Here is a 20902-nt window from a genome sequence, read left to right as displayed (position 1 = left end):
CGCTTCGCGGGTGATCGCGGCTGAAGCCGCTCCTACAGAGGCCTGGCCATTAAAGCCTGAACCGCCCCACCAACCCTTGCAGGTGAGTGCCCAGCCGCGCCAGTTCGACGCTGGAGCTGGCGGTCTCTTCGCTGGCGGCCGAAGTCTGGTCGGAGATGTCGCGCACGTTCATCACGCTGCGGTTGATCTCTTCAGCGACCGCGCTCTGCTGCTCGGCGGCGGTGGCGATTTGTTGGTTCATCGACTGGATCGACGACACGGTGCGGGTGATGGTGTCCAGCGAACTGCCGGCGCGACGGGTCAGCTCGACACTGCTGTCGGTCAGCTCGCGGCTGCTGTCCATCACGCTGGCCACGCGCTGGGTGCCGCTCTGCAGGCCGGCGATCAGTTCCTCGATTTCCTCGGTGGACTGCTGGGTACGCTGGGCCAGGCTGCGCACCTCGTCGGCGACCACGGCGAAACCGCGCCCGGCTTCGCCGGCTCGGGCGGCTTCGATGGCGGCGTTGAGCGCCAGCAGGTTGGTCTGCTGGGCCACCGATTTGATCACGTCGAGCACGCTGCCGATCTTGTCGCTTTCGCTCTTGAGCTGGTTCATCGCCTCGCTGGAGTTCTGCACTTCGCTGGCCAGGCGCTCGATCTGGGCGATGGCCTCACCGACCACCTTGTCACCTTCGCGGGCTTGCTGATCGGCCATCAGCGCCGCTTCCGAGGCCTGTTCGGCATTGCGCGCCACTTCCTGCACGGTGGCGGCCATCTCGTTCATGGCGGTGGCCACCTGGTCGGTCTCGACCTTCTGGTTATTGACCCCGCTGCTGGTCTGCTCGGTCACCGCCGACAGCTCCTCGGCGGCGCTGGCGATCTGGGTGACGCCGTCGCCGATACCACCAATCAGTTCGCGCAGGCCCTGGGTCATGCGCTGCATGCTGGCCTGCAACTGGCCCAGCTCGTCGCGGCGGGCGACCAGGGTGTCCTGGCGCAGGTCGCCGTTGGCCACGCGTTCGGCGGCGGCCAGTGTCTGGCGCAGCGGCACGATGATCTGCCGGGTGATGGCGAAGGCGGCCACAACGCCCAGCAGCAAAGCCAGGACGGTGGCACCGGCGAGCATGGACTTGGCCTGCTGGGTGCCCTGGTCGCGGACCTGGGTCTGCGAGACGGTCATGTCCTGGCTGGTGCTCAGCAGCACTTGGCCCTGTGCCGACATACGCTGCAACGCCTGTTCGCTGGCAGCCTGGGCGCTGCCAAACTGGTTTACCGCGTCACGGTAGGCGGCCAGCGCGGTGGCGGCGTCGTCGAGGCTGGCGGCGAACTCGGCGGGCAGCTTGGCCGGCAGCGCCTTCAGCACCGGCAGGGCCTGGTCGATGGCGTTCAGCGCGGTCTGCTGGAACTCAGCCTTGCCGCTGTAGGTGTAGCCGCGCACCTGGAAGCGTGCCTGCTGCAACAGGGCGCTGACCTGCACCACCTGCTCGTATTGGCCGATATCGCCGCCCTGCAGCAAGCGCTGCTGGACTTTGCCGATCAGCTCGGCGGCCTTGTCGGCGCTGTCGCCGAGCATGCCGCGGCTGGCTTCGCGGCGCTGGCCGGCCTGCTTGAGCTCGGTGAAGGCCTGCTGGTACTGGCGGATGGCATCCTGTTGCTGGTCCAGGCGCTGACGGTCGCCGGGCAACTCGATCTGCCCGAGCATGAACTGCACCTGGCGCTCGAGGTTGGCCAGGGCCTTCTCCATCGCGCCTACGGCGGCGTCATCGCGGTTGCGTTCGTAGTCCTGGCGGGCGAGGCGCAGGTCCTGGGTGTACTGGTGGATCACCGAGATGTTGCCGAGCTTGTCGCCACGGCTGGTCACGCTATCGATGCCCATCCACCCGGTGAAGGTGATGCCCAGGGTGAGCAGCAGCACCAGGCCGAAGCCGACCCCCAACTTGCGATTGACGCTTACATTCCCCAGTGACTGGGCAAACCAACGGTACATAGACGACTCCCCGGCGCGTGGCAGTGCGGATTATTGTTCTCTTGCACAGGCCATCGGCGAGGGGCGGGGAAACTTGATGGTAAAAACTTGACTCGTGCGTCAGAAAATTCGCGAGAGCAGGGCGGTAACCGCCGTTTCCACGCGCAGGATACGATCGCCCAGTTGTACCGGTGCCAAGCCAGCTTTGCCCAGCAGCTCGACTTCGTAGGGGATCCAGCCGCCTTCCGGCCCGATCGCCAGGGTGACTGGGCCTTTCACTGCGCGCGGGCAGGCCGGGTAGGGGCCGGGATGGCCGACCAGGCCCAGGGTGCCTTCGGCGATGGCGGGCAGGCGGTCCTCGACGAAGGGCTTGAAGCGCTTCTCGATGATGACCTCCGGCAGCACGGTGTCACGGGCCTGCTCCAGGCCGAGAATGAGGTTCTCGCGGATGCTCTCGGGTTGCAGGAACGGCGTCTGCCAGAAACTCTTCTCGACCTTGTAGCTGTTGACCAGGATCAGCCGTGGCACGCCCAGGGTAGCGACCGTCTGGAACAGCCGGCGCAGCATTTTCGGGCGGGGTACGGCCAGCACCAGGGTCAGCGGCAGCTTGGCCGGTGGCGCCTGGTCGAAGGCCACCCGCAGTTCAGCCTCATGGCCTTCCAGGCGGATTACCTCGGCCTTGCCCATCAGGCCGCCGATACGGCCGACGCGCAGGCTGTCGCCCACCGCGACGCGGTGGATTTCCTGCATGTGGGTGAAGCGGCGGTCAGCCAGGATGACGCGGTCGGCCGACACGAAGTCGGCCTCTTCGAGGAGCAACAGGTTCACGGTTGGGTCGCAGGCGGCTGGTCGTTGTGATCGTTGGGGGCTTCATCGTGTTCGTGGCTACGCTTGCGGATCAGGCTGCCGCACAGCACGCCGACCTCGAACAGCATCCACATGGGCACGGCGAGCAGGGTCTGGGAGAAGATGTCCGGCGGCGTGAGGATCATGCCGACCACGAAGCAGCCGATGATCACGTACGGGCGGATCTTCTTCAGGTACTGCACGTCGACCACGCCGATCCACACCAGCAGCACCACCGCCACCGGGATCTCGAAGGCGACACCAAAGGCGAAGAACAGGGTCATGACGAAGTCGAGGTAGCTGGCGATGTCCGTCATCATCGACACGCCTTCCGGCGTGGCGGCGGCGAAGAAGCTGAACATCAGCGGGAACACCAGGAAGTAGGCGAAGGCCATGCCGGCGTAGAACAGCAGGATGCTAGACACCAGCAGCGGGATGGCGATGCGCTTTTCGTGGCGGTACAGGCCAGGGGCGATGAAGCCCCAGATTTGCTGCAGGATGAACGGGATCGCCAGGAACATCGAGACGATCATGGTCAGCTTGAACGGCGTCAGGAACGGCGAGGCCACGTCGGTGGCGATCATCGTCGCGTTGGCCGGCAAGTGGGCGCGCAGCGGCGCCGAGACCAGGGTGTAGATCTGCTGGGCGAAGGAGAACAGCCCGGCGAAGATCAGGAAAATGGCGGCGACGCAACGCAGCAGGCGGGTGCGCAGTTCGGTCAGGTGCGAGACCAGCGGCATCGGCTGGTCATGTTCCGGATTTTCGCTCATGGGGCTCGTGGCGGTTGTGGCGGCTCGGAGGGTGGCACTGCGGCGGGCTGCGCGGGGGCGGCCTCGGCGGCAGGCGTGACGGGCGTTTCAGGGGTGGCCGGCGGCTGCGCGGGCGGCACCAGAGGATTGAGGATGCGCTTGGCCTCCTGTTCCATCTGCAGGATGTGCTCGTTGTGCAACTGGCGGCGGATATCGTCGGCGCCGATCTCGCGCTCCACTTCCATCTTGATGGCGTTGAAGCTGCGCTTCAGCCGGCCGATCCACAACCCTGCAGTGCGCGCGGCGCCCGGCAGGCGCTCGGGGCCGAGCACCAGCAGGGCGACCAGGCCGACGAGCAGCAGCTCGCTGAAACTGATGCCGAACATGGCTCAGTCTTTCCGCTGCGGCTCTTGGACCGGCTGGGCCTGGCCCTCGATGGTGTGGCCTTGGGCCTGCTGCGTGGTGTTCTGTACCGGTGGAACCGGTTGGGCCGGTGGCGGGGTCTGCTCGGCAGGCTTGTTTTCTTCTTCGTTCATGGCCTTGCGGAAGCCCTTGATCGACTCGCCCAGGTCGCTGCCGAAGTTCTTCAGTTTCTTGGTGCCGAACACCAGCACCACGACGACCAGCAGAACGATCCAGTGTTTCCAGTCAAAAATGCCCATTTCGTACTCCTGAGAAATATGTGTCGGTCTATCGGGCCCTGGGGGCTGCTGTGCAGCCCATCGCGGCTCAAGGCCGCTCCTACAGGGGTTTCAGGCGACGCGGCCCCTTGTAGGAGCGGCCTTGCGCCGCGAAAGGGGCGCAAAGCGCCCCCGGCAATCTTCAGGCAGAAGGCTGACGCGCGGCCTTCTCATCATGCCCGGAAAGCCCGAACCGGCGCTCCAGCTCGTCAAGCACCGCCTGTGGATGCTGGCCCAGCGCGCTGAGCATGACCAGGCTATGAAACCACAGGTCTGCGGTCTCATAGATGACATCGCTGTAATCCTTGCTGACGGCGGCATCCTTGGCGGCGATGATGGTCTCGATGGACTCTTCGCCGAGCTTCTCGAGGATCTTGTTCAGCCCCTTGTGATACAGGCTGGCCACATAGCTGCTGTCCGGCGCCGCCTGCTTGCGTTCTTCCAGCACCTCGGCGAGGCGGTTCAGTGTGTCGCTCATGTTAGTGTCCTGCGCTGTAGATGGCGCCCGGATCCTTCAGGACCGGGTCGACGGTTTTCCACTGGCCGTCTTCGAAGACGCGGTAGAAGCAGCTCTCGCGGCCGGTATGGCAGGCGATATGCCCCAGCTGCTCGACCATCAGGATGATCACGTCGGCGTCGCAGTCCAGGCGCATCTCGTGCAGCTTCTGCACATGGCCCGACTCCTCGCCCTTGCGCCACAGCTTGCCACGCGAGCGTGACCAGTAGATGGCACGATGCTCGGCGGCGGTCAGGGCGAGGGATTCACGGTTCATCCAGGCCATCATCAGCACGCGCCCGGTCTTGTGGTCCTGGGCGATCGCCGGCACCAGGCCATCGCTGTTCCACTTGATCTCGTCCAGCCAGTCTTTCATCGTCGACTCCAAACCGGGCCCGCTCCTGTACCGGGCCTCTTGCGCTAGTGTGCCAGCCAGCCGCGCGGCTGGCTATCGGCGCACGATCAGGTACAGGCCCGCGGTCAGCATCAACCACGCAGGCCAGGCGGCTGGAGCGCTGAGACTGACTGCGCCTGCAGCCAGGGTGGCGCCGCCGCCGAGCAGGCCGGCACCGAGCAGGCGCAGCGCCCAGTTGTCGCCTTGGCGGCGCCGCTCAGGCAGCTGTGCATCGTTGAGGTGCGGCTGCGACAGGCGCTCGAGCAGGTCGCGGGTCATGTCGGCCAGGTGCGGCAGCTGCTCGGCCTGGTTGTACAGGTTGCCGATCACCGCCTTCGGGCTCATGCGCTCGCGCATCCAGCGCTCGAGGAACGGCTTGGCGGTGCTCCACAGGTCCAGGTCCGGGTACAGCTGGCGGCCCAGGCCTTCGATGTTGAGCAGGGTCTTCTGCAATAACACCAGCTGCGGCTGGACTTCCATGTTGAAGCGCCGCGCGGTCTGGAACAGGCGCATCAGTACCTGGCCGAAGGAGATGTCCTTGAGCGGCTTTTCGAAGATCGGCTCGCACACGGTACGGATCGCCGCTTCGAACTCGTTGACCTTGGTCTGCGCCGGCACCCAGCCCGAGTCGATATGCAGTTGAGCCACGCGGCGGTAGTCGCGCTTGAAGAAGGCGATCAGGTTGCGCGCCAGATAGTCCTGGTCCTCGGCCGTCAGGCTGCCGACGATGCCGCAGTCGATGGCAATGTACTGCGGGCTCCAGGGCTTGACCGTGCTGACGAAGATGTTGCCCGGGTGCATGTCGGCATGGAAGAAGCTGTCGCGGAACACCTGGGTGAAGAACACTTCGACCCCACGCTCGGCGAGCATCTTCATGTCGGTGCGCTGGTCGGCCAGGGTGGCCATGTCGGTGACCGGCACGCCGTAGATGCGCTCCATCACCAGCACTTTCGGGCGGCACAGGTCCCAGTAGACCTGGGGCACGTACATCAGCTCGGAGCCCTCGAAGTTGCGCCGCAGTTGGCTGGCGTTGGCCGCCTCGCGCAACAGGTCGAGTTCGTCGTAGATGGTCTTTTCGTAGTCGCCGACGATCTCTACCGGGTGCAGGCGACGGGCATCGGCCGAAGCGCGTTCGGCGGCCTTGGCGATCAGGAACAGCCAGGCCAGGTCCTGGGCGATGACCGGCTTGAGGCCCGGGCGCACCACCTTGACCACCACTTCCTCGCCACTCTTGAGGCGGGCGGCATGCACCTGGGCCACCGAGGCGGAGGCCAGCGGCTCGACATCGAAGCGGCTGAACACTTCACCCACCTTGGCGCCGAGCTGCTCTTCGATCAGCGCCACGGCGTGCTGCGGGTCGAACGGCGGCACCCGGTCCTGCAGCAGCATCAGCTCGTCGGCGATGTCGGTGGGCAGCAGGTCGCGGCGGGTAGAGAGCAACTGGCCGAACTTGATGAAGATCGGCCCTAGGTCCTGCAATGCCAGGCGCAGGCGCGCGCCACGGCTCAGCGCCAGCGGCTTGCGCGGCAGCCAGCGCCAGGGCATCAGCAGGCGCAGGCTGGCCAACCACCAGGGCAGCAAGGGTTGTTCGAACAGCAGGTCATCGAGGCGGTAGCGGATCACGACGCGCTGGATGCGCAACAGACGGCGGACGGCGAGCAGCTTCATGCGTTATCGCTGGTATCAAGAGTGTGGGCGAGGCGGCGCAGGCGCGCCTCGAGGCGTTCGATGTCGACTTTCAGCGCATCGAGTTCGCTGAAGGCCGCTTCGGCTTCGCGTTTGCCGACCAGGGTGCGAGATTCTTCGGCCAGGTATTCGGAGAGGTTCTGGCTGAAGCGGGCCAGGCCCTGCTTGGTCCAGCGCGCGCGCAGCCGTAAATGGCCGGCGATCAATGCCGTTGGTACCGGGCCGAGCCAGCGTTGCAGCTCGTATTCCCAGTCCAGGTCGAGGTCCTGCAGGATGCCGAACAGGTCGAGCATCACCGCGCTGTCGCCATGCAGGGCAACCTGCGGGCTGTGCAGCACGGCGGTCTTGTCCTTGGCCAGGGCCAGCTGTGCCAGGCGCCCGGCGGGGGCGCGCAAGGTGCAGTCGACCTCGCCCTGCCAGTGGGCGGCGAGCATCAGGCCTTGTTCATCGGGCAGCACGAACAGCTTGAGGGCCGGCTGCACGCAGTCGATCTCGACCACCTTGCCTTCGAGCATGGCCAGCCGCGGCAGCGCGGTGCTGTCCAGGCGCAGGACGCGGTTGAGCCCGTGCTCGACGCTGGCGAGCAGGCCGGCCAGCAGCATCAGGGCTTGATTCCCCGGTGCACGGCGACGATGCCGCTGGTCATGTTGTGGTAGGTGACACGGTCGAAACCGGCCTCGACCATCATCGCCTTGAGGGTTTCCTGGTCGGGGTGCATGCGGATCGACTCGGCGAGGTAACGGTAGCTTTCCGAGTCGTTGGTGATCAGCTTGCCGGCCAGTGGCATGAAGGCGAACGAGTAGGCGTCGTAGGCCTTGGACATCAGCTTGTTGGTGGGCTTGGAGAATTCCAGCACCAGCAGACGCCCGCCCGGCTTGAGCACGCGCAGCATGGAGCGGATGGCTTCATCCTTGTGCGTCACGTTGCGCAGGCCGAAGGCGATGGTCACGCAGTCGAAGTGGTTGTCCGGGAACGGCAGCTTCTCGGCGTCGGCCTGGACGAATTCGATGTTGCCGGCCACGCCACGGTCGAGCAGGCGGTCGCGGCCGACCTTGAGCATCGATTCGTTGATGTCGGCCAGCACCACCTGGCCGGTCGGGCCGACCAGGCGCGAGAACTTGGCGGCCAGGTCTCCGGTGCCGCCGGCGATGTCCAGCACCCGGTTGCCGCTGCGCACACCGGACAGCTCGATGGTGAAGCGCTTCCACAGGCGGTGCATGCCGCCGGAGAGCACGTCGTTCATCAGGTCGTACTTGGCGGCCACCGAGTGGAACACTTCGGCGACTTTCTTCGCCTTCTGGCTCTCGGGCACGTCCTGGTAGCCGAAGTGTGTGGTGGGTTCGGCGTGGTCGCCTTTGCGCGGGTCGGTCATTTCGCTTCACCAGAAAAAAATTACGGCCATTCTAGGGGGATCGGGCGCATTTGTCTTGACGGGGTGTGCCGTCGGGCGGGCGGGGGCATAATGGCGCCATTGTCTTCATATCCAGGAACACCCGCATGACCCAGATCAGCGTCGAACGCAAACACTCCCTCGGCCGCGAAGCCGTCCGCGCCAAGGCGCAGGCGCTGGTGGACCGGCTGGCCCAGGAGTACGACCTCAAGGCCCGCTGGAACGGCGACCGTGTCGATGTGTCGCGCAGCGGCGCCAATGGCAGCGTGCAGATCTTCGACGACAGCATCCGCGTCGAGCTCAAGCTGGGCATGATGCTGTCGATGATGAGCGGCACCATCAAGGGCGAGATCGAGCGGGCGCTGGACAAGGCTTTGGCCTGAGGGCCGGCAGCTGCAAGCTACAAGCTACAAGCTGAAGCAGGTCGGCGAAGGCTTTGCTTTTGCTTTTGCTTTTGCTTTTGCTTTTGCTTTTGCTTTTGCTTGCAGCTTGCAGCTTGCAGCTTGCAACTGCCTTTAGGGTGTGAATTCTAATTTCCTTCCCTACCTTATGCTCAAGCCCGCAATCCATGGGCAGTTTCTCCCTCCCATCATGAGCATGAGGTGAAGAGCATGGCCAAAGTGAGTCTCAAGCACAAAGACGACGACCAGGGCACCCTGGGCGAAGTGCGCGGCTACGCGCGCAAGATCTGGCTGGCGGGCCTGGGCGCCTACGCCCGCGTCGGCCAGGAAAGCACCGACTATTTCAAGGAGCTGGTCAAGGCCGGCGAAGGCGTCGAGAAGCGCGGCAAGAAGCGCATCGACAAGGAACTCGACGCCGCCAACGGCCAGCTTGACGAAGCCACCCGTGAAGTGACCCGCGTGCGCGGCAAAGTCGAGGTCCAACTGGACAAAATCGAGAAAGCCTTCGACGCCCGCGTCGGTCGCGCCTTGAATCGCCTCGGCATTCCGTCTAAACATGACGTTGAGGCGTTGTCCATCAAGCTTGAACAGCTGCACGAGCTGCTCGAGCGCGTCGCGCACAAACCATAAGGAGAGCAGGATGGCTGGCAAGAAGAACACCGAGAAAGAAGGTAGCTCCTGGGTCGGCGGAATCGAGAAGTACTCCCGCAAGATCTGGCTGGCTGGCCTGGGTATCTACTCGAAGATCGACCAGGACGGTCCGAAGCTGTTCGACACGCTGGTGAAGGATGGCGAGAAAGCCGAGAAGCAGGCGAAGAAAACCGCTGAAAACGTGGCTGAAAGCGCCAAGTCGTCGACCAACTCCCGGGTATCTGGCGTGAAAGACCGCGCGTTGGGCAAGTGGAGCGAGCTCGAAGAGGCTTTCGACAAGCGCCTGAACAGCGCCATCTCGCGCCTGGGCGTGCCCAGCCGCAATGAGATCAAGGCCCTGCACCAGCAGGTCGACACGCTGACCAAGCAGATCGAGAAACTGACCGGTGCTTCGGTCACCCCGATCTCCAAGGCAGGCGCGAGCAAGACCGCGGCCAAACCGCTGGCCAAGGCCGCCGCCAAGCCGGCAGCCAAGACCGCCGCAGCGAAGCCCGCTGCCAAGCCTGCGGCTAAAACCGCAGCGGCCAAGCCTGCGGCCAAACCGGCTGCCAAGCCGGCCGTGGCCAAGAAGCCTGCGGTGAAAAAAGCTGCTCCGGCCAAGCCTGCGGCTGCTGCGCCAGCAGCAACCGCGGCCCCGGCACCCAGCGCGGCGCCGGCCAGCGCCACTCCGTCGGCACCGGTGAACGCGGCCGCCCAGGCCTGACACCGCGTCGCCCTCGATCGCGGGGCAAGCCCGCTTCCACGCAGCTCACCCAGGGCACGTGGGAGCGGGTTTGCCCCGCGATCATTTCAACCCTCCAGGTACCTCATCGCCAACTGTTCCGCCGCCCTGCGCGCCGGTGCCTGCAGATGCGGCGCCACCAGCATCATCACCTGGTACACCACCACCCCCACATCGCCCTCGCGGCCGATCACCCGCTGGTAGTCCAGCGAGCAGATCAGGGTCAGGGTGATCTGTTCCACCAGTTGCCCCAATGCCTGGGTCTCGCTGGTCACCTGGCCCTGGGCCTTGAGGCTGGCCAACAGCGCGGCCAGGGTCCGCTTGAGGGCGTTGATCAGGCTGCGCATGCCCCGCGCCAGCTTGGGCAGGCGGCCGGTGAGGTTGGACAGGTCCTGAAGCAGGAACCGGTACTGGGCCATGCGTTCGACGATCAGGTGCAGGAACAGCCAGTAGTCTTCGGCCTCCAGTTGGACGTCCAGCGGTGGGTCGAGCAAGGTCATCAGCTCTTCCTCGAAGCGCTCGAACAAGCCGATCACCAGCGGTTCCTTGCCGTGGAAGTGGTAGTACAGGTTGCCCGGGCTGATGCCCAGTTCGTTGGCGATCTCCAAGGTCGAGACGTTCGGTTCGCCCTGGCGGTTGAACAACTGCAGGGCGCATTCGAGGATACGGTCGCGGGTTTTCATCCGTTCAGCGGGCCATCACATAGTTGCCCGGCGCAGGGCCCAGCGGTGGATAGGTGGCGTTGCCAAGTTCCGTGCGCTGCGGCTTGAGTGTGCCCGAGCGCTGGCTGATCCACTCCTGCCACAGTGGCCACCAGCTGCCGTCGCGACGCTGGGCATCGTGGAACCAGGCCCGTGGGTCGCTGGACAGCTTGGGGTTCTCGAGATAGTACGACTTGGGGTTGCCGGGCGGGTTGATGATGCTCTGGATATGCCCGCTGTTGGCCAGCAGGAAGCGCCGGTCGCCACCGAGCAGCAGGGCCGAGCGGTACACCGCGTCCCAGGGGGTGATGTGGTCGTTGCTGCCGGCTACGGTGAAGCTGTCGAGGTCGACCTGCTTGAGGTCGATGGGCGTGCCGCAGACTTCGAGCCCTTCGGGGAAGGTCAGCGGGTTGAGCTTGAAGAAGTCCAGCAACTCGCCGTGATAGGCGGCGGGCAGGCGGGTACTGTCGGCGTTCCAGTAGAGAATGTCGAACGCCGGTGGCTTCTTGCCCATCAGGTAGTTGTTGACCCAGTAGTTCCAGATCAGGTCGTTGGGGCGCATCCAGGCGAAGATCCGCGCCACCTCGCCGCCGTCGAGCACGCCGCGCTGGTAGGAGCGACGCTTGGACGCCTCGATGGTCTGCTCGTCGGCGAACAGGCTGGCGGGGCTGTCGAACTGGCTGTCGAGCATGCTGACCAGGTAGGTGGCGCTACGCACCTTGCGCAGTTGCTTCTTGGCCTGCAAGTGGCCCTGCAGGGCCGCCATGGTCAGCCCCCCGGCGCAGGCCCCCATGAGGTTGAGGTCGCGGCTGCCGCTGATGCTGCGGCAGGCATTCAGCGCTTCCTCCAGTGCCTGCACGTAGCTCGACAGGCCCCATTCGCGGTGGCGCGGGTCGGGGTTGCGCCAGCTGACCATGAATACCTGCAGGCCGTTCTTGAGCATGTACTGGACGAAGCTGTTGGTCGGGCTGAGGTCGAAGATGTAGTACTTGTTGATTTGAGGGGGTACCACCAGCAAGGGGCGGGCGTACTGTTGTTCGCTCATGGGCTTGTACTGGATCAGCTCCAGCAGCTCGTTGCGAAACACCACCGCGCCCGGGGTGGCGGCAAGGTTGCCACCGACCTCGAAGGCGCGTTCGTCAACTTGGCGCGGAAGGCCGTCGTTGTGGCGCAGGTCGTCCAGCAGGTAGCTGGCGCCGCGCAGCAGGCTCTGGCCGCCGGTGTTGAACAGCTCCTTGACCGCCAGCGGGTTGAGCAGTGAATTGCTCGGGGCCACGGCGTCGCTGACCAGGGTGAACAGGAACTGCGCACGGGCACGATCGTCGTCACTCAGGGTGCTTTCCTCGATCCAGCGGCGGGTCTGCTTCTGCCAGGCGAGGTAGGCCTGCAGGCCGCGGCGGTAGAGCGGGTTCTCGCTCCAGGTCGGGTCGCTGAAACGGTTGTCGCGGGCATGGGGCTGGAACGGCGTGTCGCCGAGGATCACCCGGCCCAGGGTGCCGCCCAGCTCCAGCAGGTGGCGTGCGGTGTACAACGGGTGGCGCAGGCCGTGGCGGCCGACATGGCGCAGGGTCGACAGCAGGTCGCGACCGCGCAGGCCATTGATTGCGTTCTGCAGGTTCATGCTGGTGGCGGGGACCGGTGTCGTCCCTGTTGCCGGTTTGTCTTTCATGCCAACACTCCATCGTCAGGCCAGCAAGCGCTGGAACACAGCAAGGGCGGGCCGGCGCGTACTCCATGCGCCGGCCCGGCGTCAGCCGCCGGAGGCGGGTCGGGGGTGCATGACCGCGCGCTGGCGCTCTTGCTGGAGGAATTTCATGATGATCGGGGCGACGGCCTCGGCCCGGGTGATCAGGAACAGATGGCCATCGTCGATTATGTGTAGCTGCGCATTGGGAATTCGCCAGGCCAGCAGGCGCATGTTGATCAGCGGGATCAACGGGTCGTCGTCGCCGGCCAGCACCAGGGTGGGCTGGTGGATCTTGTGCAGCCAGTGGATGCTGGTCCAGCCAAGCCCGGCGAACAGCTGCCAGTAATAGCCCAGCTTGCCGCCGGAACGCACCTTCGAGGCATGGTGCAGGGCCAGGTCGGGGTCGCGGCGAAAACCACCGCCATAGATGGTCGGGGCGATGCGGATCACGTGGGACGGTTGGATGTAGCGCCGCGGGCTGGCCATCATCCACAGCACCTTGGGTTTGCCCGGCACCATCACCGCGCCGGCGGCGGTGGCGGCGAGCACCAGTTTCTTGCAGCGCTCCGGGTAGTCGTGGGCGAACTGCTGGGCCAGGGCGCCGCCCCAGGACACGCCGATCGCGTTGACCTGGCCGTAGTCCAGGTAGTCGAGCATGCGCGCCGTCAGCTTGGCCAGCCCGGGGAAGCGGTAGGGGTGGCGGGGCGTCGACGAGCCGCCGACGCCGGGCACGTCGAAGGCGATCACCTCCAGGTCCGGGTCCAGGGCCTCGATGAACGGGAACACCAGTTCGAGGTTGGCACCGATGCCGTTGAAGATCAGCAAGGGTGTCAGGTGCGGCTTGCCCGGACGGACCGCGGTGCGGATGGACTGATCATCCAGCTCGACGGTCCTGAAGATGTAGGGTGGCGGCATACGCGTAACTCTGTGGTGGACGTAGCGCGGTGATGCGCCACGGGGCGCACCACCGCGGTTTCACTCAGCGTTCGTGGACGTAGGTACCCGGCGATGCCTCGCCGGCGGCGTAGGCACGGTTGCCCAGGCGTGTGGGCGCCTTCTTCAGTTCGCCCGCGCGCTCGCCCAGCCAGCTCTGCCAGTGCAGCCACCAGGAGTCGGCGTGCTTGACCGCGTTCTCCTGCCAGGCCACCGGGTCGTCCGGGCGGTCCTCGCCGGTCATGAAGCGTGCCTTGGGGTTGCCTGGCGGGTTGAGGATGCTCTGGATATGCCCGCTGTTCGATAGCACGAACTCGATCTTGCCGCCGAACAGGTGCGCCGAGCGGTAGCACGATTGCCAGGGGGTGATGTGGTCGGCGGTGCCGGCGACGCTGTAGATGTCGCAGTCGACCTGCTTCAGGTCGATGGCGGTGCCGCACACTTCCAGGGCGTTGGAGCGGATCAGCGGGTTGTTCTTGAACATCTCGATCAGGTCGCCGTGGAAGGCGGCCGGCAGGCGCGTGGTGTCGTTGTTCCAGAACAGGATGTCGAACACCGGCGGCTCGTTGCCCAGCAGGTAGTTGTTGACCCAGTAGTTCCAGATCAGGTCGTTGGGGCGCATCCAGGCGAACACCTTGGCCATGTCGCTGCCTTCGAGCACGCCGGCTTGGTAGGAGTGGCGCTTGGCCGCCTCCAGCGTCTGCTCGTCGACGAACAGCGCCACCTGGGTATCGACCGTGGTATCAAGCACGCTGACCAGCAGCGTCAGGGCGTTGACCTTCTTTTCGCCGAGTGCCGCGTAATGGCCCACCAGCGCGGTGCAGGTGATGCCGCCCGAGCAGGCGCCGAGCATGTTCAGGTCCTTGCTGCCGGTGATCGCCAGCACCGCGTCGACCGCTTCCTTGAGCGCGTCGATGTAGGTGGACAGGCCCCACTCGCGCTGCGCCTTGGTGGGGTTGCGCCAGCTGACGATGAAGGTCTGCTGCTGGGAGCGCAGGCAGAAGCGCGCCAGGCTCTTTTCCGGGCTCAGGTCGAAGACGTAGAACTTGTTGATCTGCGGCGGCACCACCAGCAGGGGGCGGGCGTGCACCTGTTCGGTGATCGGGCTGTACTGGATCAGCTCCAGCACGTCGTTGCGGTACACCACCGCGCCTTCGCTGGTGGCCAGGTTCTTGCCTACCTCGAAGGCTTCCATGTTCACCTGGCTGGGCATGCCGCCGTTGTTGACCAGGTCCTTGGCCAGGTGGGAGAGGCCGTCGAGCAGGCTCTTGCCGCCGGTCTCGAAGAAGCGCTTGACCGCAGCGGGGTTGGAGAGGGTGTTGGTGGGCGCCATGGCCTCGGTCATCAGGTTGATGACGAACTGGCCGCGGCTGATGTCCTGGGGCGACAGGTCGCTTTCGCCGATCCAGTCGTGCAGCTCCTTGCGCCAGGCCAGGTAGGTTTGCAGGTAGCGGCGGTACAGCGGGTTGTTGCTCCAGGCCGGGTCACTGAAGCGACGGTCGTCGCTTTCAGGCTGGAGGCTCGATTTGCCCAGCAGCACGTTCTTCAGCTCCAGGCCGAAATGCGCCACGTGCTTGGCGCTGTGTAACGGTTGACGCAATGCCTGGCGCAATACCGTGCGCGCCGAGGTCAACAGATCCTTGCGGCGAATGCCGATGACCGGGTTCAGCCCCAGGGTGTTCTCCGAGGCCTGCCGCTGCAACTCATCGTTGTTCTTGTTACTCATCTACGACGCTCCGTTGTCCTGAGACGAGTACCGGTGTGCTGTGACAGCCCGGTACTGCTACTCGGGTGACCAGTGATAAGGAACAGCGGTGCTGCGACCGGAGGCGTGTCAGTGATGAGCGGCGGGATTTTCTGCGTGTGAAGACAGCCTGCTTTCGCTCGCGACCTCTACCTACCGGCCTGGCCCTGCTTGCTCGAAATGCAATGCAGGGAACTTGCCAGCTCCATTGGTTACCCGACTTTCGTGTAATGCGCAAGACAGCCAGTCTTTGGCTGCCATCCAGGCATTCAAGCAGATGAGATTAGAAAATGCGCTCTAAAGCGTGGGGGCCTTGAGCTAGAGCATCAGTTTCACGACCGATTCCGACGGGTCGCGGGATTTGCCGGCCTTGTGCAATTCGTCCAGATAATCGGCCCACAATTGCGCCTGGCGCAGGCACAGCTGTTCCAGGTATTCCCAGGTGAACAATCCGGAGTCATGGCCGTCGTCGAAGGTCAGTTTCAGTGCATATTGACCGGCTGGTTCCAGGCCGCTGAGGCCGACATTGATCTTGCCGAACTGCAGGATGGGGTTGCCGTGGCCCTGGACCTCGGCGGAAGGGGAGTGCACGCGCAGGAACTCGGCGGGCAAGTGGTAGACCTCGCCGGGGGCGTAGGTGAGGGTGAGGGTCTTCGAGGCTTTGTGCAGGTTGATCGCGGTGGGCAGGCGGGCCATGGGCTAGGTCTCTCTCAGGCTTCAAGCGGCAAGCTTCGAGTGATTTTGGCCATTGTGCAAGGGGCTGCTACGCAGCCCATTCGCGGCACAAGGCCGCTCCTACAGAGGATCGCGATTTCCTGTAGGAGCGGCCTTGTGCCGCGAACGGGCCGCGCAGCGGCCCTATGCGGTCACAGGATGTAGCGCGACAGGTCTTCGTTCTGCGCCAGCTCACCGAGGTGGCTGTTCACGTAGGCCGCGTCGATGTGGATCGGCTTCTCGTCGTGGGTGCTGGCCAGGTCGCCGGCGCTGAACGACACCTCTTCGAGCAGGCGCTCGAGCAGGGTGTGCAGGCGGCGGGCACCGATGTTCTCGGTCTTCTCGTTGACCTGGAAGGCGATCTCGGCCAGGCGCTTGAGGCCTTCGTCGGCGAACTCGATGTGCAGGCCTTCGGTCTTGAGCAGCTCGCGGTACTGTTCGGTCAGCGAGGCGTGCGGCTCTTTCAGGATGCGCTCGAAGTCTTCCGGGGTCAGCGCCTTGAGCTCGACACGGATCGGCAGGCGGCCTTGCAGTTCAGGCACCAGGTCGCTGGGCTTGCTCAGGTGGAACGCGCCGGAGGCGATGAACAGGATGTGGTCGGTCTTGACCATGCCCAGCTTGGTGTTGACCGTGCAGCCTTCGATCAGCGGCAGCAGGTCGCGCTGCACACCTTCGCGGGACACGTCGGCGCCGCCGACATTGCCACGCTTGGCCACCTTGTCGATCTCGTCGATGAACACGATACCGTGCTGCTCGACCGCTTCCAGGGCCTTGGCCTTGAGCTCTTCCTCGTTGACCAGGCGGCCCGCTTCTTCATCGCGGACCATCTTCAGGGCTTCTTTCACCTTCAGCTTGCGGCTCTTGCGCTTGCCCTTGCCCATGTTGGCGAACAGGCTCTGCAGCTGGTTGGTCATCTCTTCCATGCCGGGCGGCGCGGCGATATCGACGCCCATGCTCTCGGCGACTTCGATCTCGATTTCCTTGTCGTCCAGCTGGCCTTCGCGCAGGCGCTTGCGGAACAGCTGGCGGGTGTTGGAGTCGCCGCTGGACTGCTGGGCTTCCTCGCTGAAGCTGCTGACCCGCGCCTGTGGCAGCAGGGCATCGAGGATGCGGTCTTCGGCGGCGTCTTCGGCGCGGTGGCGCACGCGGACGATTTCCTGCTCGCGCAGCATCTTCAGCGCGGCGTCGGCCAGGTCGCGGATGATCGACTCGACGTCACGACCGACGTAGCCGACTTCGGTGAACTTGGTCGCCTCGACCTTGATGAAAGGCGCGTTGGCCAGCTTGGCCAGGCGGCGGGCGATCTCGGTCTTGCCCACGCCGGTGGGGCCGATCATCAGGATGTTCTTGGGGGTGACTTCGGCGCGCAGCTCGGCGGGCAGCTGCATGCGTCGCCAGCGGTTGCGCAGGGCGATGGCGACGGCGCGCTTGGCGTCGTCCTGGCCGATGATGTGGCGGTTGAGTTCGTGGACGATTTCGCGGGGGGTCATGGACATGATGTATGGGCTCCTCGAGCAGGGTGATCAGTGTGGAAAAGTCCCGCTGCGAGCGGGACGCCAAAACAACTGATTCACTCGGCCAGGTCCTGCTCCTCGATGGTCAGGTTGTGGTTGGTGAACACGCAGATGTCGCCGGCGATGTTCAGGGCGGCCTCGGTGATTTCCCGGGCCGACAGGTCGGTCTTGTTCAGCAGGGCGCGGGCCGCGGCCTGGGCGTAGCCACCGCCGGAGCCCATGGCGATCAGGCCGTCCTCGGGCTCGACCACGTCACCGTTGCCGGTGATGATCAGGGATGCGTCCTTGTTGGCCACGGCCAGCATCGCCTCCAGGCGGCTGAGCGAGCGGTCGGTGCGCCATTCCTTGGCCAGCTCGACGGCGGCGCGGACCAGGTGGCCGGAGTGTTTCTGCAGTTGCGCTTCAAAGCGCTCGAACAGGGTGAAGGCGTCGGCGGTGGCACCGGCGAAACCGGCGATGACCTGGCCGTTGTACAGGCGACGGACTTTCTTGGCGTTGCCTTTCATCACGGTGTTGCCGAGGGAAACCTGGCCGTCGCCGCCCATGACGACTTTGCCGTTACGGCGGACAGAAACGATGGTAGTCAAGGGAGAGTCTCCACGCAGCGGGGCGAAAATGCCTGATGCCGACTCATATGGGGGGAGGGGGGAAGGATTTCAACCGCAAAGGATGAGCGGTGCCAAGACAGGATGTTTCCGAAAGCGCAGGACTTGCGTGATCCCCGTAGGAGCCGGCGTTGCCGGCGAACACCGGCATAGCCGGTGCCATGCACCGCGGCGCACGTTTCGCCAGCAAGGCTGGCTCCTACAGGGGGATCATCAGGCCTCGTGGCAGATGTGCCCGTCGACCAGGGTGTAACGCACCGCGCCCGGCAGGCAGTGGCCGATGAACGGGCAGTTCGCGCCGCGGGAGTACCACTGCTCGCCAGCAACGGTGGACGCCTTCGGATCGAACAGCACCAGGTCCGCCGCGCCACCCACCTTCAGCTCGCCGGCCGGCAGGCGCATGGCCGCAGCTGGGCCGCTGCTCAGGCGCGCCAGCAACGTGGGCAGGTCGAGCAGGCCGTCCTCCACCAGGGTCATGGCCAGTGGCAGCAACAGCTCGACGCTGCTGATACCCGGTTCGGTGGCGCCGAACGGCGCCAGCTTGGCATCACGCTCGTGGGGCTGGTGGTGGCTGGAAATCGCCTGGATCACCCCGGACTTCACCGCCTCGCGCAGGCCGTCGCGGTCGGCGGCGGTGCGCAGCGGCGGCTGCACGTGGTACAGGCTGGAGAAGTCGCGCAGGGCCTCGTCGGTGAGGATCAGCTGATACAGCGCCACATCGGCGGTAACCGGCAGCCCCAGCGCCTGGGCCTGGGCGATCAGCCGCGCGCCTCGGGCGCTGGTGATCTGGGTGAAGTGGGCGCGCACGCCAGTCTGCTCGACCAGCAGCAGGTTGCGGGCCAGGGCCACGGTCTCGGCGGTTTCCGGGATGCCGGGCAGGCCGAGGAAGCTGGCCATCGGGCCTTCGTGGGCGAGGCCGCCCTGCGACAGGTCGCGGTCCTGGGAGTGGAACACCACGGTCAGGTCGAAGGTCGCCGCGTATTCCAGGGCACGGGCCAGGGTGCGGTTGTTGGGGATCTCTTTCAGGCCGTTGCCGAAGGCCACGCAGCCGGTGTCGCGCAGGGCGACCAGCTCGGCCAGTTGTTCACCTTCCAGGCCCTTGGTCAGGGCGCCGACCGGGTAGACCTTGCTGTTGGCCGCCTCGCGGGAGCGGTCGAGGATCAGTTCGGCGACGGCGGAGGTGTCGAGAATGGGCTTGGTTTGCGGCGGGCAGCATAGGCTGGTGACGCCCCCGGCCACTGCGGCGCGGGTCTCGCTGGCGATGGTGCCCTTGCGGCTGTAGCCCGGCTCGCGCAGCGATACGCCAAGGTCGACCAGGCCCGGGGCGGCCACCAGGCCATCGGCCTGGATTGTGCGGCTGGCGCTGAAGCCGGCCGGGGCCGCGCCGATGGCGGCAATGCGGCCGCCTTCCAGGTGCAGGTCGGTGACGCGGTCCAGGCCGCTTGCAGGATCGATGACCCGGGCGCCGATAATGCTGATGGTCACTGGGCGTTCTCCTGGTCGAATTGACGTTGCGCGTTCTGCCCGCTCATGGCCATGGACAGCACGGCCATGCGCACGGCGATGCCGTAGGTGACCTGGTTGAGGATCACCGAGTGCTTGCCGTCGGCCACCGCCGACTCGATCTCCACGCCGCGGTTGATCGGGCCCGGGTGCATGACGATGGCATCCGGCTTGGCCCCGGCCAGGCGCGCGGTGGTCAGGCCGAACAAGCGGTAGAACTCGCCTTCACTGGGCAGCAGGCCACCGGCCATGCGTTCACGCTGCAAGCGCAGCATGATCACCACGTCGACGTCCTTCAGGCCTTCGGCGAGGTCGGTGTAGACCTTCACCCCATACTGTTCGATGCCGATCGGGATCAGCGTCTTCGGGCCGATCACGCGGATATCCGGGCAGCCCAGCGCCTTGAGCGCGAGCATGTCCGAGCGGGCCACGCGCGAGTGCAGGATATCGCCGACGATCGCCACCGACAGGTTCTCGAAGCTGCCTTTGTGGCGACGGATGGTCAGCATGTCGAGCATGCCTTGCGTGGGGTGGGCGTGGCGGCCATCACCGCCGTTGATCACCGCCACGTCCGGGCACACGTGCTCGGCGATGAAGTGGGCGGCACCGGAATCGGAGTGGCGCACGACGAACATGTCGGCGGCCATGGCCTCGAGGTTGCGCAGGGTGTCGAACAGGGTCTCGCCCTTGCTGGTCGAGGAGGTCGACACGTTCAGGCTGATCACGTCGGCCGACAGCCGCTGGGCGGCCAGCTCGAAGGTGGTGCGGGTACGGGTGGAATTCTCGAAGAACACGTTGCACACGGTCTTGCCGCGCAGCAACGGGACTTTCTTCACTGCCCGGGCGCCGACTTCGAGGAACGAGTCGGCGGTGTCGAGGATCTCGGTGAGCAGTTCGCGGGGCAAACCGTCGAGCGAGAGAAAGTGGCGCAGCTGGCCCTGGTCATTGAGCTGCAGCGGGCGCTTGGCGTCGAATGGCGTCATCGCGGGGGACTCTTAAAGGGCGGAAGCGGGGGCGAGGTCCTGGCGCTCGAGGGCGAGCGGCGTGGGTCCAGTCAATTTTACCCGTTCATGGGCGGCCAGGGACAGGGTGGCGCCCAGCACGTTCGGGCGGATCGGCAGTTCGCCGGCATCCAGGTCGAGCAGGCACACCAGCGTCACGCTGGCCGGGCGGCCGTAGTCGAACAGTTCGTTGAGGGCGGCGCGGATGGTACGACCGCTCATCAGCACGTCGTCCACCAGCACCAGGTGCTGGCCCTCGATCTCGAACGGCAACTCCGAGGGGCGTACCTGCGGGTGCAGGCCGTTCTGGCTGAAGTCGTCGCGGTAGAAGGACACGTCCAGGGTGCCCAGCGGGCTGTCGTCACCCAGCGCTGTCTGCAAGGCCTGGGCTACCCACACGCCACCGGTGCGGATGCCGATGAAGCGTGGCTCGGTGATTTCACGGCGGGCCAGGTGGGCGCGAAGGTCGACGGCCATCTGCCGGATCAGGTCGGCGGGATTGGGTAGGCTCATTGCGTGCTCCTTGGAGGGCGGGCGCCGG

The 20902-nt window shown here is 65.5% G+C and carries 22 protein-coding genes and 2 pseudogenes; 4 read left to right on the top strand and 20 right to left on the bottom strand.

The genetic code is table 11. The features are described 5' to 3' along the window. Positions 1–49: 49 nt before the first annotated feature. From NGM28_RS01695 to ubiE, 10 genes are all read right to left on the bottom strand, one after another. Entirely contained in the window at positions 50–1966 is a 1917-nt protein-coding gene (locus NGM28_RS01695) for a HAMP domain-containing methyl-accepting chemotaxis protein (protein WP_252088484.1), read from the bottom strand. 99 nt (positions 1967–2065) lie between these two features. Beyond that, positions 2066–2773 (bottom strand): 16S rRNA (uracil(1498)-N(3))-methyltransferase, encoded by a 708-nt coding sequence (locus NGM28_RS01690; protein ID WP_252088483.1) that lies wholly within the window; start codon positions 2771–2773, stop codon positions 2066–2068. Next, positions 2770–3561, bottom strand: coding sequence for a twin-arginine translocase subunit TatC (tatC, locus tag NGM28_RS01685; RefSeq protein ID WP_240066918.1), 792 nt, complete (start codon positions 3559–3561; stop codon positions 2770–2772). The genes NGM28_RS01690 and tatC overlap by 4 nt, the downstream gene beginning before the upstream one ends. Beyond that, the gene (gene tatB / locus NGM28_RS01680; protein ID WP_240066917.1) at positions 3558–3926 is read right to left on the bottom strand and encodes a Sec-independent protein translocase protein TatB; all 369 of its coding nucleotides are present in this window, start codon (positions 3924–3926) and stop codon (positions 3558–3560) included. Before tatB ends, tatC begins: the two co-directional genes overlap by 4 nt. A gap of 3 nt (positions 3927–3929) precedes the next feature. Next, complete coding sequence (locus NGM28_RS01675; protein WP_213658636.1) at positions 3930–4202, bottom strand: twin-arginine translocase TatA/TatE family subunit; 273 nt, start codon at positions 4200–4202, stop codon at positions 3930–3932. 160 nt (positions 4203–4362) lie between these two features. Then, the gene (locus tag NGM28_RS01670) at positions 4363–4698 is read right to left on the bottom strand and encodes a phosphoribosyl-ATP diphosphatase (RefSeq protein WP_213658635.1); all 336 of its coding nucleotides are present in this window, start codon (positions 4696–4698) and stop codon (positions 4363–4365) included. 1 nt (position 4699) lies between these two features. Further along, positions 4700–5092, bottom strand: a complete 393-nt coding sequence (hisI, locus tag NGM28_RS01665; RefSeq protein ID WP_240066916.1) for a phosphoribosyl-AMP cyclohydrolase — start codon at positions 5090–5092, stop codon at positions 4700–4702. 72 nt (positions 5093–5164) lie between these two features. Next, on the bottom strand, positions 5165–6778 hold the full coding sequence (ubiB, locus tag NGM28_RS01660; protein ID WP_252088482.1) for a ubiquinone biosynthesis regulatory protein kinase UbiB: 1614 nt from the start codon (positions 6776–6778) through the stop codon (positions 5165–5167). Continuing rightward, complete coding sequence (locus tag NGM28_RS01655) at positions 6775–7398, bottom strand: ubiquinone biosynthesis accessory factor UbiJ (RefSeq protein ID WP_240066914.1); 624 nt, start codon at positions 7396–7398, stop codon at positions 6775–6777. The genes ubiB and NGM28_RS01655 overlap by 4 nt, the downstream gene beginning before the upstream one ends. Next, positions 7398–8168, bottom strand: a complete 771-nt coding sequence (gene ubiE / locus NGM28_RS01650) for a bifunctional demethylmenaquinone methyltransferase/2-methoxy-6-polyprenyl-1,4-benzoquinol methylase UbiE (RefSeq protein WP_011536066.1) — start codon at positions 8166–8168, stop codon at positions 7398–7400. The genes NGM28_RS01655 and ubiE overlap by 1 nt, the downstream gene beginning before the upstream one ends. Positions 8169–8293: 125 nt before the next feature. Between ubiE and NGM28_RS01645 the strand changes: the two genes are divergently transcribed. From NGM28_RS01645 to NGM28_RS28870, 4 genes and pseudogenes are all read left to right on the top strand, one after another. After that, positions 8294–8569, top strand: coding sequence for a polyhydroxyalkanoic acid system family protein (locus tag NGM28_RS01645; protein WP_240066913.1), 276 nt, complete (start codon positions 8294–8296; stop codon positions 8567–8569). Positions 8570–8797: 228 nt separating this feature from the next. Next, the gene (locus NGM28_RS01640; protein ID WP_011536064.1) at positions 8798–9217 is read left to right on the top strand and encodes a phasin family protein; all 420 of its coding nucleotides are present in this window, start codon (positions 8798–8800) and stop codon (positions 9215–9217) included. Beyond that, positions 9144–9566 (top strand): annotated as a pseudogene (locus NGM28_RS28875) (phasin family protein); the annotation flags it as partial. The gene NGM28_RS01640 and the pseudogene NGM28_RS28875, both read left to right, overlap by 74 nt. Before the next feature lie 90 nt (positions 9567–9656). Continuing rightward, a pseudogene (locus NGM28_RS28870) lies at positions 9657–9941 on the top strand (hypothetical protein); the annotation flags it as partial. An 86-nt stretch (positions 9942–10027) separates the two neighbouring features. Here NGM28_RS28870 and NGM28_RS01630 read toward each other — a convergent pair. The 10 genes from NGM28_RS01630 to pyrR all read right to left on the bottom strand — a co-directional run bounded on the left by NGM28_RS01630 (position 10028) and on the right by pyrR (position 20874). Next, positions 10028–10642: a TetR/AcrR family transcriptional regulator gene (locus NGM28_RS01630; protein WP_011536062.1), complete on the bottom strand. Its 615-nt coding sequence runs from the start codon at positions 10640–10642 to the stop codon at positions 10028–10030. A gap of 4 nt (positions 10643–10646) precedes the next feature. Continuing rightward, positions 10647–12329 carry a class II poly(R)-hydroxyalkanoic acid synthase gene (gene phaC, locus NGM28_RS01625; protein ID WP_252088480.1) on the bottom strand — a complete coding sequence of 561 codons (1683 nt, stop codon included), beginning with the start codon at positions 12327–12329 and terminating at the stop codon, positions 10647–10649. Positions 12330–12410: 81 nt separating this feature from the next. Further along, entirely contained in the window at positions 12411–13262 is an 852-nt protein-coding gene (gene phaZ, locus NGM28_RS01620) for a poly(3-hydroxyalkanoate) depolymerase (RefSeq protein ID WP_011536060.1), read from the bottom strand. A 64-nt stretch (positions 13263–13326) separates the two neighbouring features. Further along, complete coding sequence (phaC, locus tag NGM28_RS01615; protein ID WP_240066910.1) at positions 13327–15006, bottom strand: class II poly(R)-hydroxyalkanoic acid synthase; 1680 nt, start codon at positions 15004–15006, stop codon at positions 13327–13329. Between the two features lie 336 nt (positions 15007–15342). Next, on the bottom strand, positions 15343–15720 hold the full coding sequence (locus NGM28_RS01610) for a gamma-butyrobetaine hydroxylase family protein (RefSeq protein ID WP_240066909.1): 378 nt from the start codon (positions 15718–15720) through the stop codon (positions 15343–15345). A gap of 170 nt (positions 15721–15890) precedes the next feature. Beyond that, a complete protein-coding gene (gene hslU / locus NGM28_RS01605; protein ID WP_240066908.1) occupies positions 15891–17234 on the bottom strand; it encodes an ATP-dependent protease ATPase subunit HslU in 1344 nt (447 codons plus the stop codon). Between the two features lie 74 nt (positions 17235–17308). Further along, positions 17309–17839: an ATP-dependent protease subunit HslV gene (hslV, locus tag NGM28_RS01600; protein WP_011536056.1), complete on the bottom strand. Its 531-nt coding sequence runs from the start codon at positions 17837–17839 to the stop codon at positions 17309–17311. A gap of 231 nt (positions 17840–18070) precedes the next feature. Then, complete coding sequence (locus NGM28_RS01595) at positions 18071–19342, bottom strand: dihydroorotase (RefSeq protein WP_240066907.1); 1272 nt, start codon at positions 19340–19342, stop codon at positions 18071–18073. Continuing rightward, positions 19339–20343: an aspartate carbamoyltransferase catalytic subunit gene (locus NGM28_RS01590; RefSeq protein WP_011536054.1), complete on the bottom strand. Its 1005-nt coding sequence runs from the start codon at positions 20341–20343 to the stop codon at positions 19339–19341. The genes NGM28_RS01595 and NGM28_RS01590 overlap by 4 nt, the downstream gene beginning before the upstream one ends. A gap of 12 nt (positions 20344–20355) precedes the next feature. Continuing rightward, complete coding sequence (gene pyrR, locus NGM28_RS01585; RefSeq protein ID WP_252088479.1) at positions 20356–20874, bottom strand: bifunctional pyr operon transcriptional regulator/uracil phosphoribosyltransferase PyrR; 519 nt, start codon at positions 20872–20874, stop codon at positions 20356–20358. Between the last annotated feature and the right edge of the window lie 28 nt (positions 20875–20902).

Source organism: Pseudomonas sp. MWU13-3659 (assembly GCF_023757525.1).
GTDB classification, from domain to species: Bacteria; Pseudomonadota; Gammaproteobacteria; order Pseudomonadales; family Pseudomonadaceae; genus Aquipseudomonas; species Aquipseudomonas entomophila_E.
Note: the sequence above shows the minus strand (reverse complement) of the source record. Positions and strands in the feature narration are given on the sequence as shown.

Coding starts and splice junctions, on each gene's coding strand:
- NGM28_RS01645 (WP_240066913.1), top strand. CDS start 8,294: ATGACCCAGATCAGCGTCGAACGCAAACACTCCCTCGGCCGCGAAGCC.
- tatC (WP_240066918.1), bottom strand. CDS start 3,561: ATGAGCGAAAATCCGGAACATGACCAGCCGATGCCGCTGGTCTCGCAC.
- NGM28_RS01630 (WP_011536062.1), bottom strand. CDS start 10,642: ATGAAAACCCGCGACCGTATCCTCGAATGCGCCCTGCAGTTGTTCAAC.
- pyrR (WP_252088479.1), bottom strand. CDS start 20,874: ATGAGCCTACCCAATCCCGCCGACCTGATCCGGCAGATGGCCGTCGAC.
- NGM28_RS01655 (WP_240066914.1), bottom strand. CDS start 7,398: ATGCTGCTGGCCGGCCTGCTCGCCAGCGTCGAGCACGGGCTCAACCGC.
- ubiE (WP_011536066.1), bottom strand. CDS start 8,168: ATGACCGACCCGCGCAAAGGCGACCACGCCGAACCCACCACACACTTC.
- phaC (WP_252088480.1), bottom strand. CDS start 12,329: ATGAAAGACAAACCGGCAACAGGGACGACACCGGTCCCCGCCACCAGC.
- ubiB (WP_252088482.1), bottom strand. CDS start 6,778: ATGAAGCTGCTCGCCGTCCGCCGTCTGTTGCGCATCCAGCGCGTCGTG.
- phaC (WP_240066910.1), bottom strand. CDS start 15,006: ATGAGTAACAAGAACAACGATGAGTTGCAGCGGCAGGCCTCGGAGAAC.
- phaZ (WP_011536060.1), bottom strand. CDS start 13,262: ATGCCGCCACCCTACATCTTCAGGACCGTCGAGCTGGATGATCAGTCC.
- NGM28_RS01670 (WP_213658635.1), bottom strand. CDS start 4,698: ATGAGCGACACACTGAACCGCCTCGCCGAGGTGCTGGAAGAACGCAAG.
- NGM28_RS01590 (WP_011536054.1), bottom strand. CDS start 20,343: ATGACGCCATTCGACGCCAAGCGCCCGCTGCAGCTCAATGACCAGGGC.
- NGM28_RS01695 (WP_252088484.1), bottom strand. CDS start 1,966: ATGTACCGTTGGTTTGCCCAGTCACTGGGGAATGTAAGCGTCAATCGC.
- NGM28_RS01640 (WP_011536064.1), top strand. CDS start 8,798: ATGGCCAAAGTGAGTCTCAAGCACAAAGACGACGACCAGGGCACCCTG.
- hisI (WP_240066916.1), bottom strand. CDS start 5,092: ATGAAAGACTGGCTGGACGAGATCAAGTGGAACAGCGATGGCCTGGTG.
- hslU (WP_240066908.1), bottom strand. CDS start 17,234: ATGTCCATGACCCCCCGCGAAATCGTCCACGAACTCAACCGCCACATC.
- NGM28_RS01675 (WP_213658636.1), bottom strand. CDS start 4,202: ATGGGCATTTTTGACTGGAAACACTGGATCGTTCTGCTGGTCGTCGTG.
- NGM28_RS01610 (WP_240066909.1), bottom strand. CDS start 15,720: ATGGCCCGCCTGCCCACCGCGATCAACCTGCACAAAGCCTCGAAGACC.
- tatB (WP_240066917.1), bottom strand. CDS start 3,926: ATGTTCGGCATCAGTTTCAGCGAGCTGCTGCTCGTCGGCCTGGTCGCC.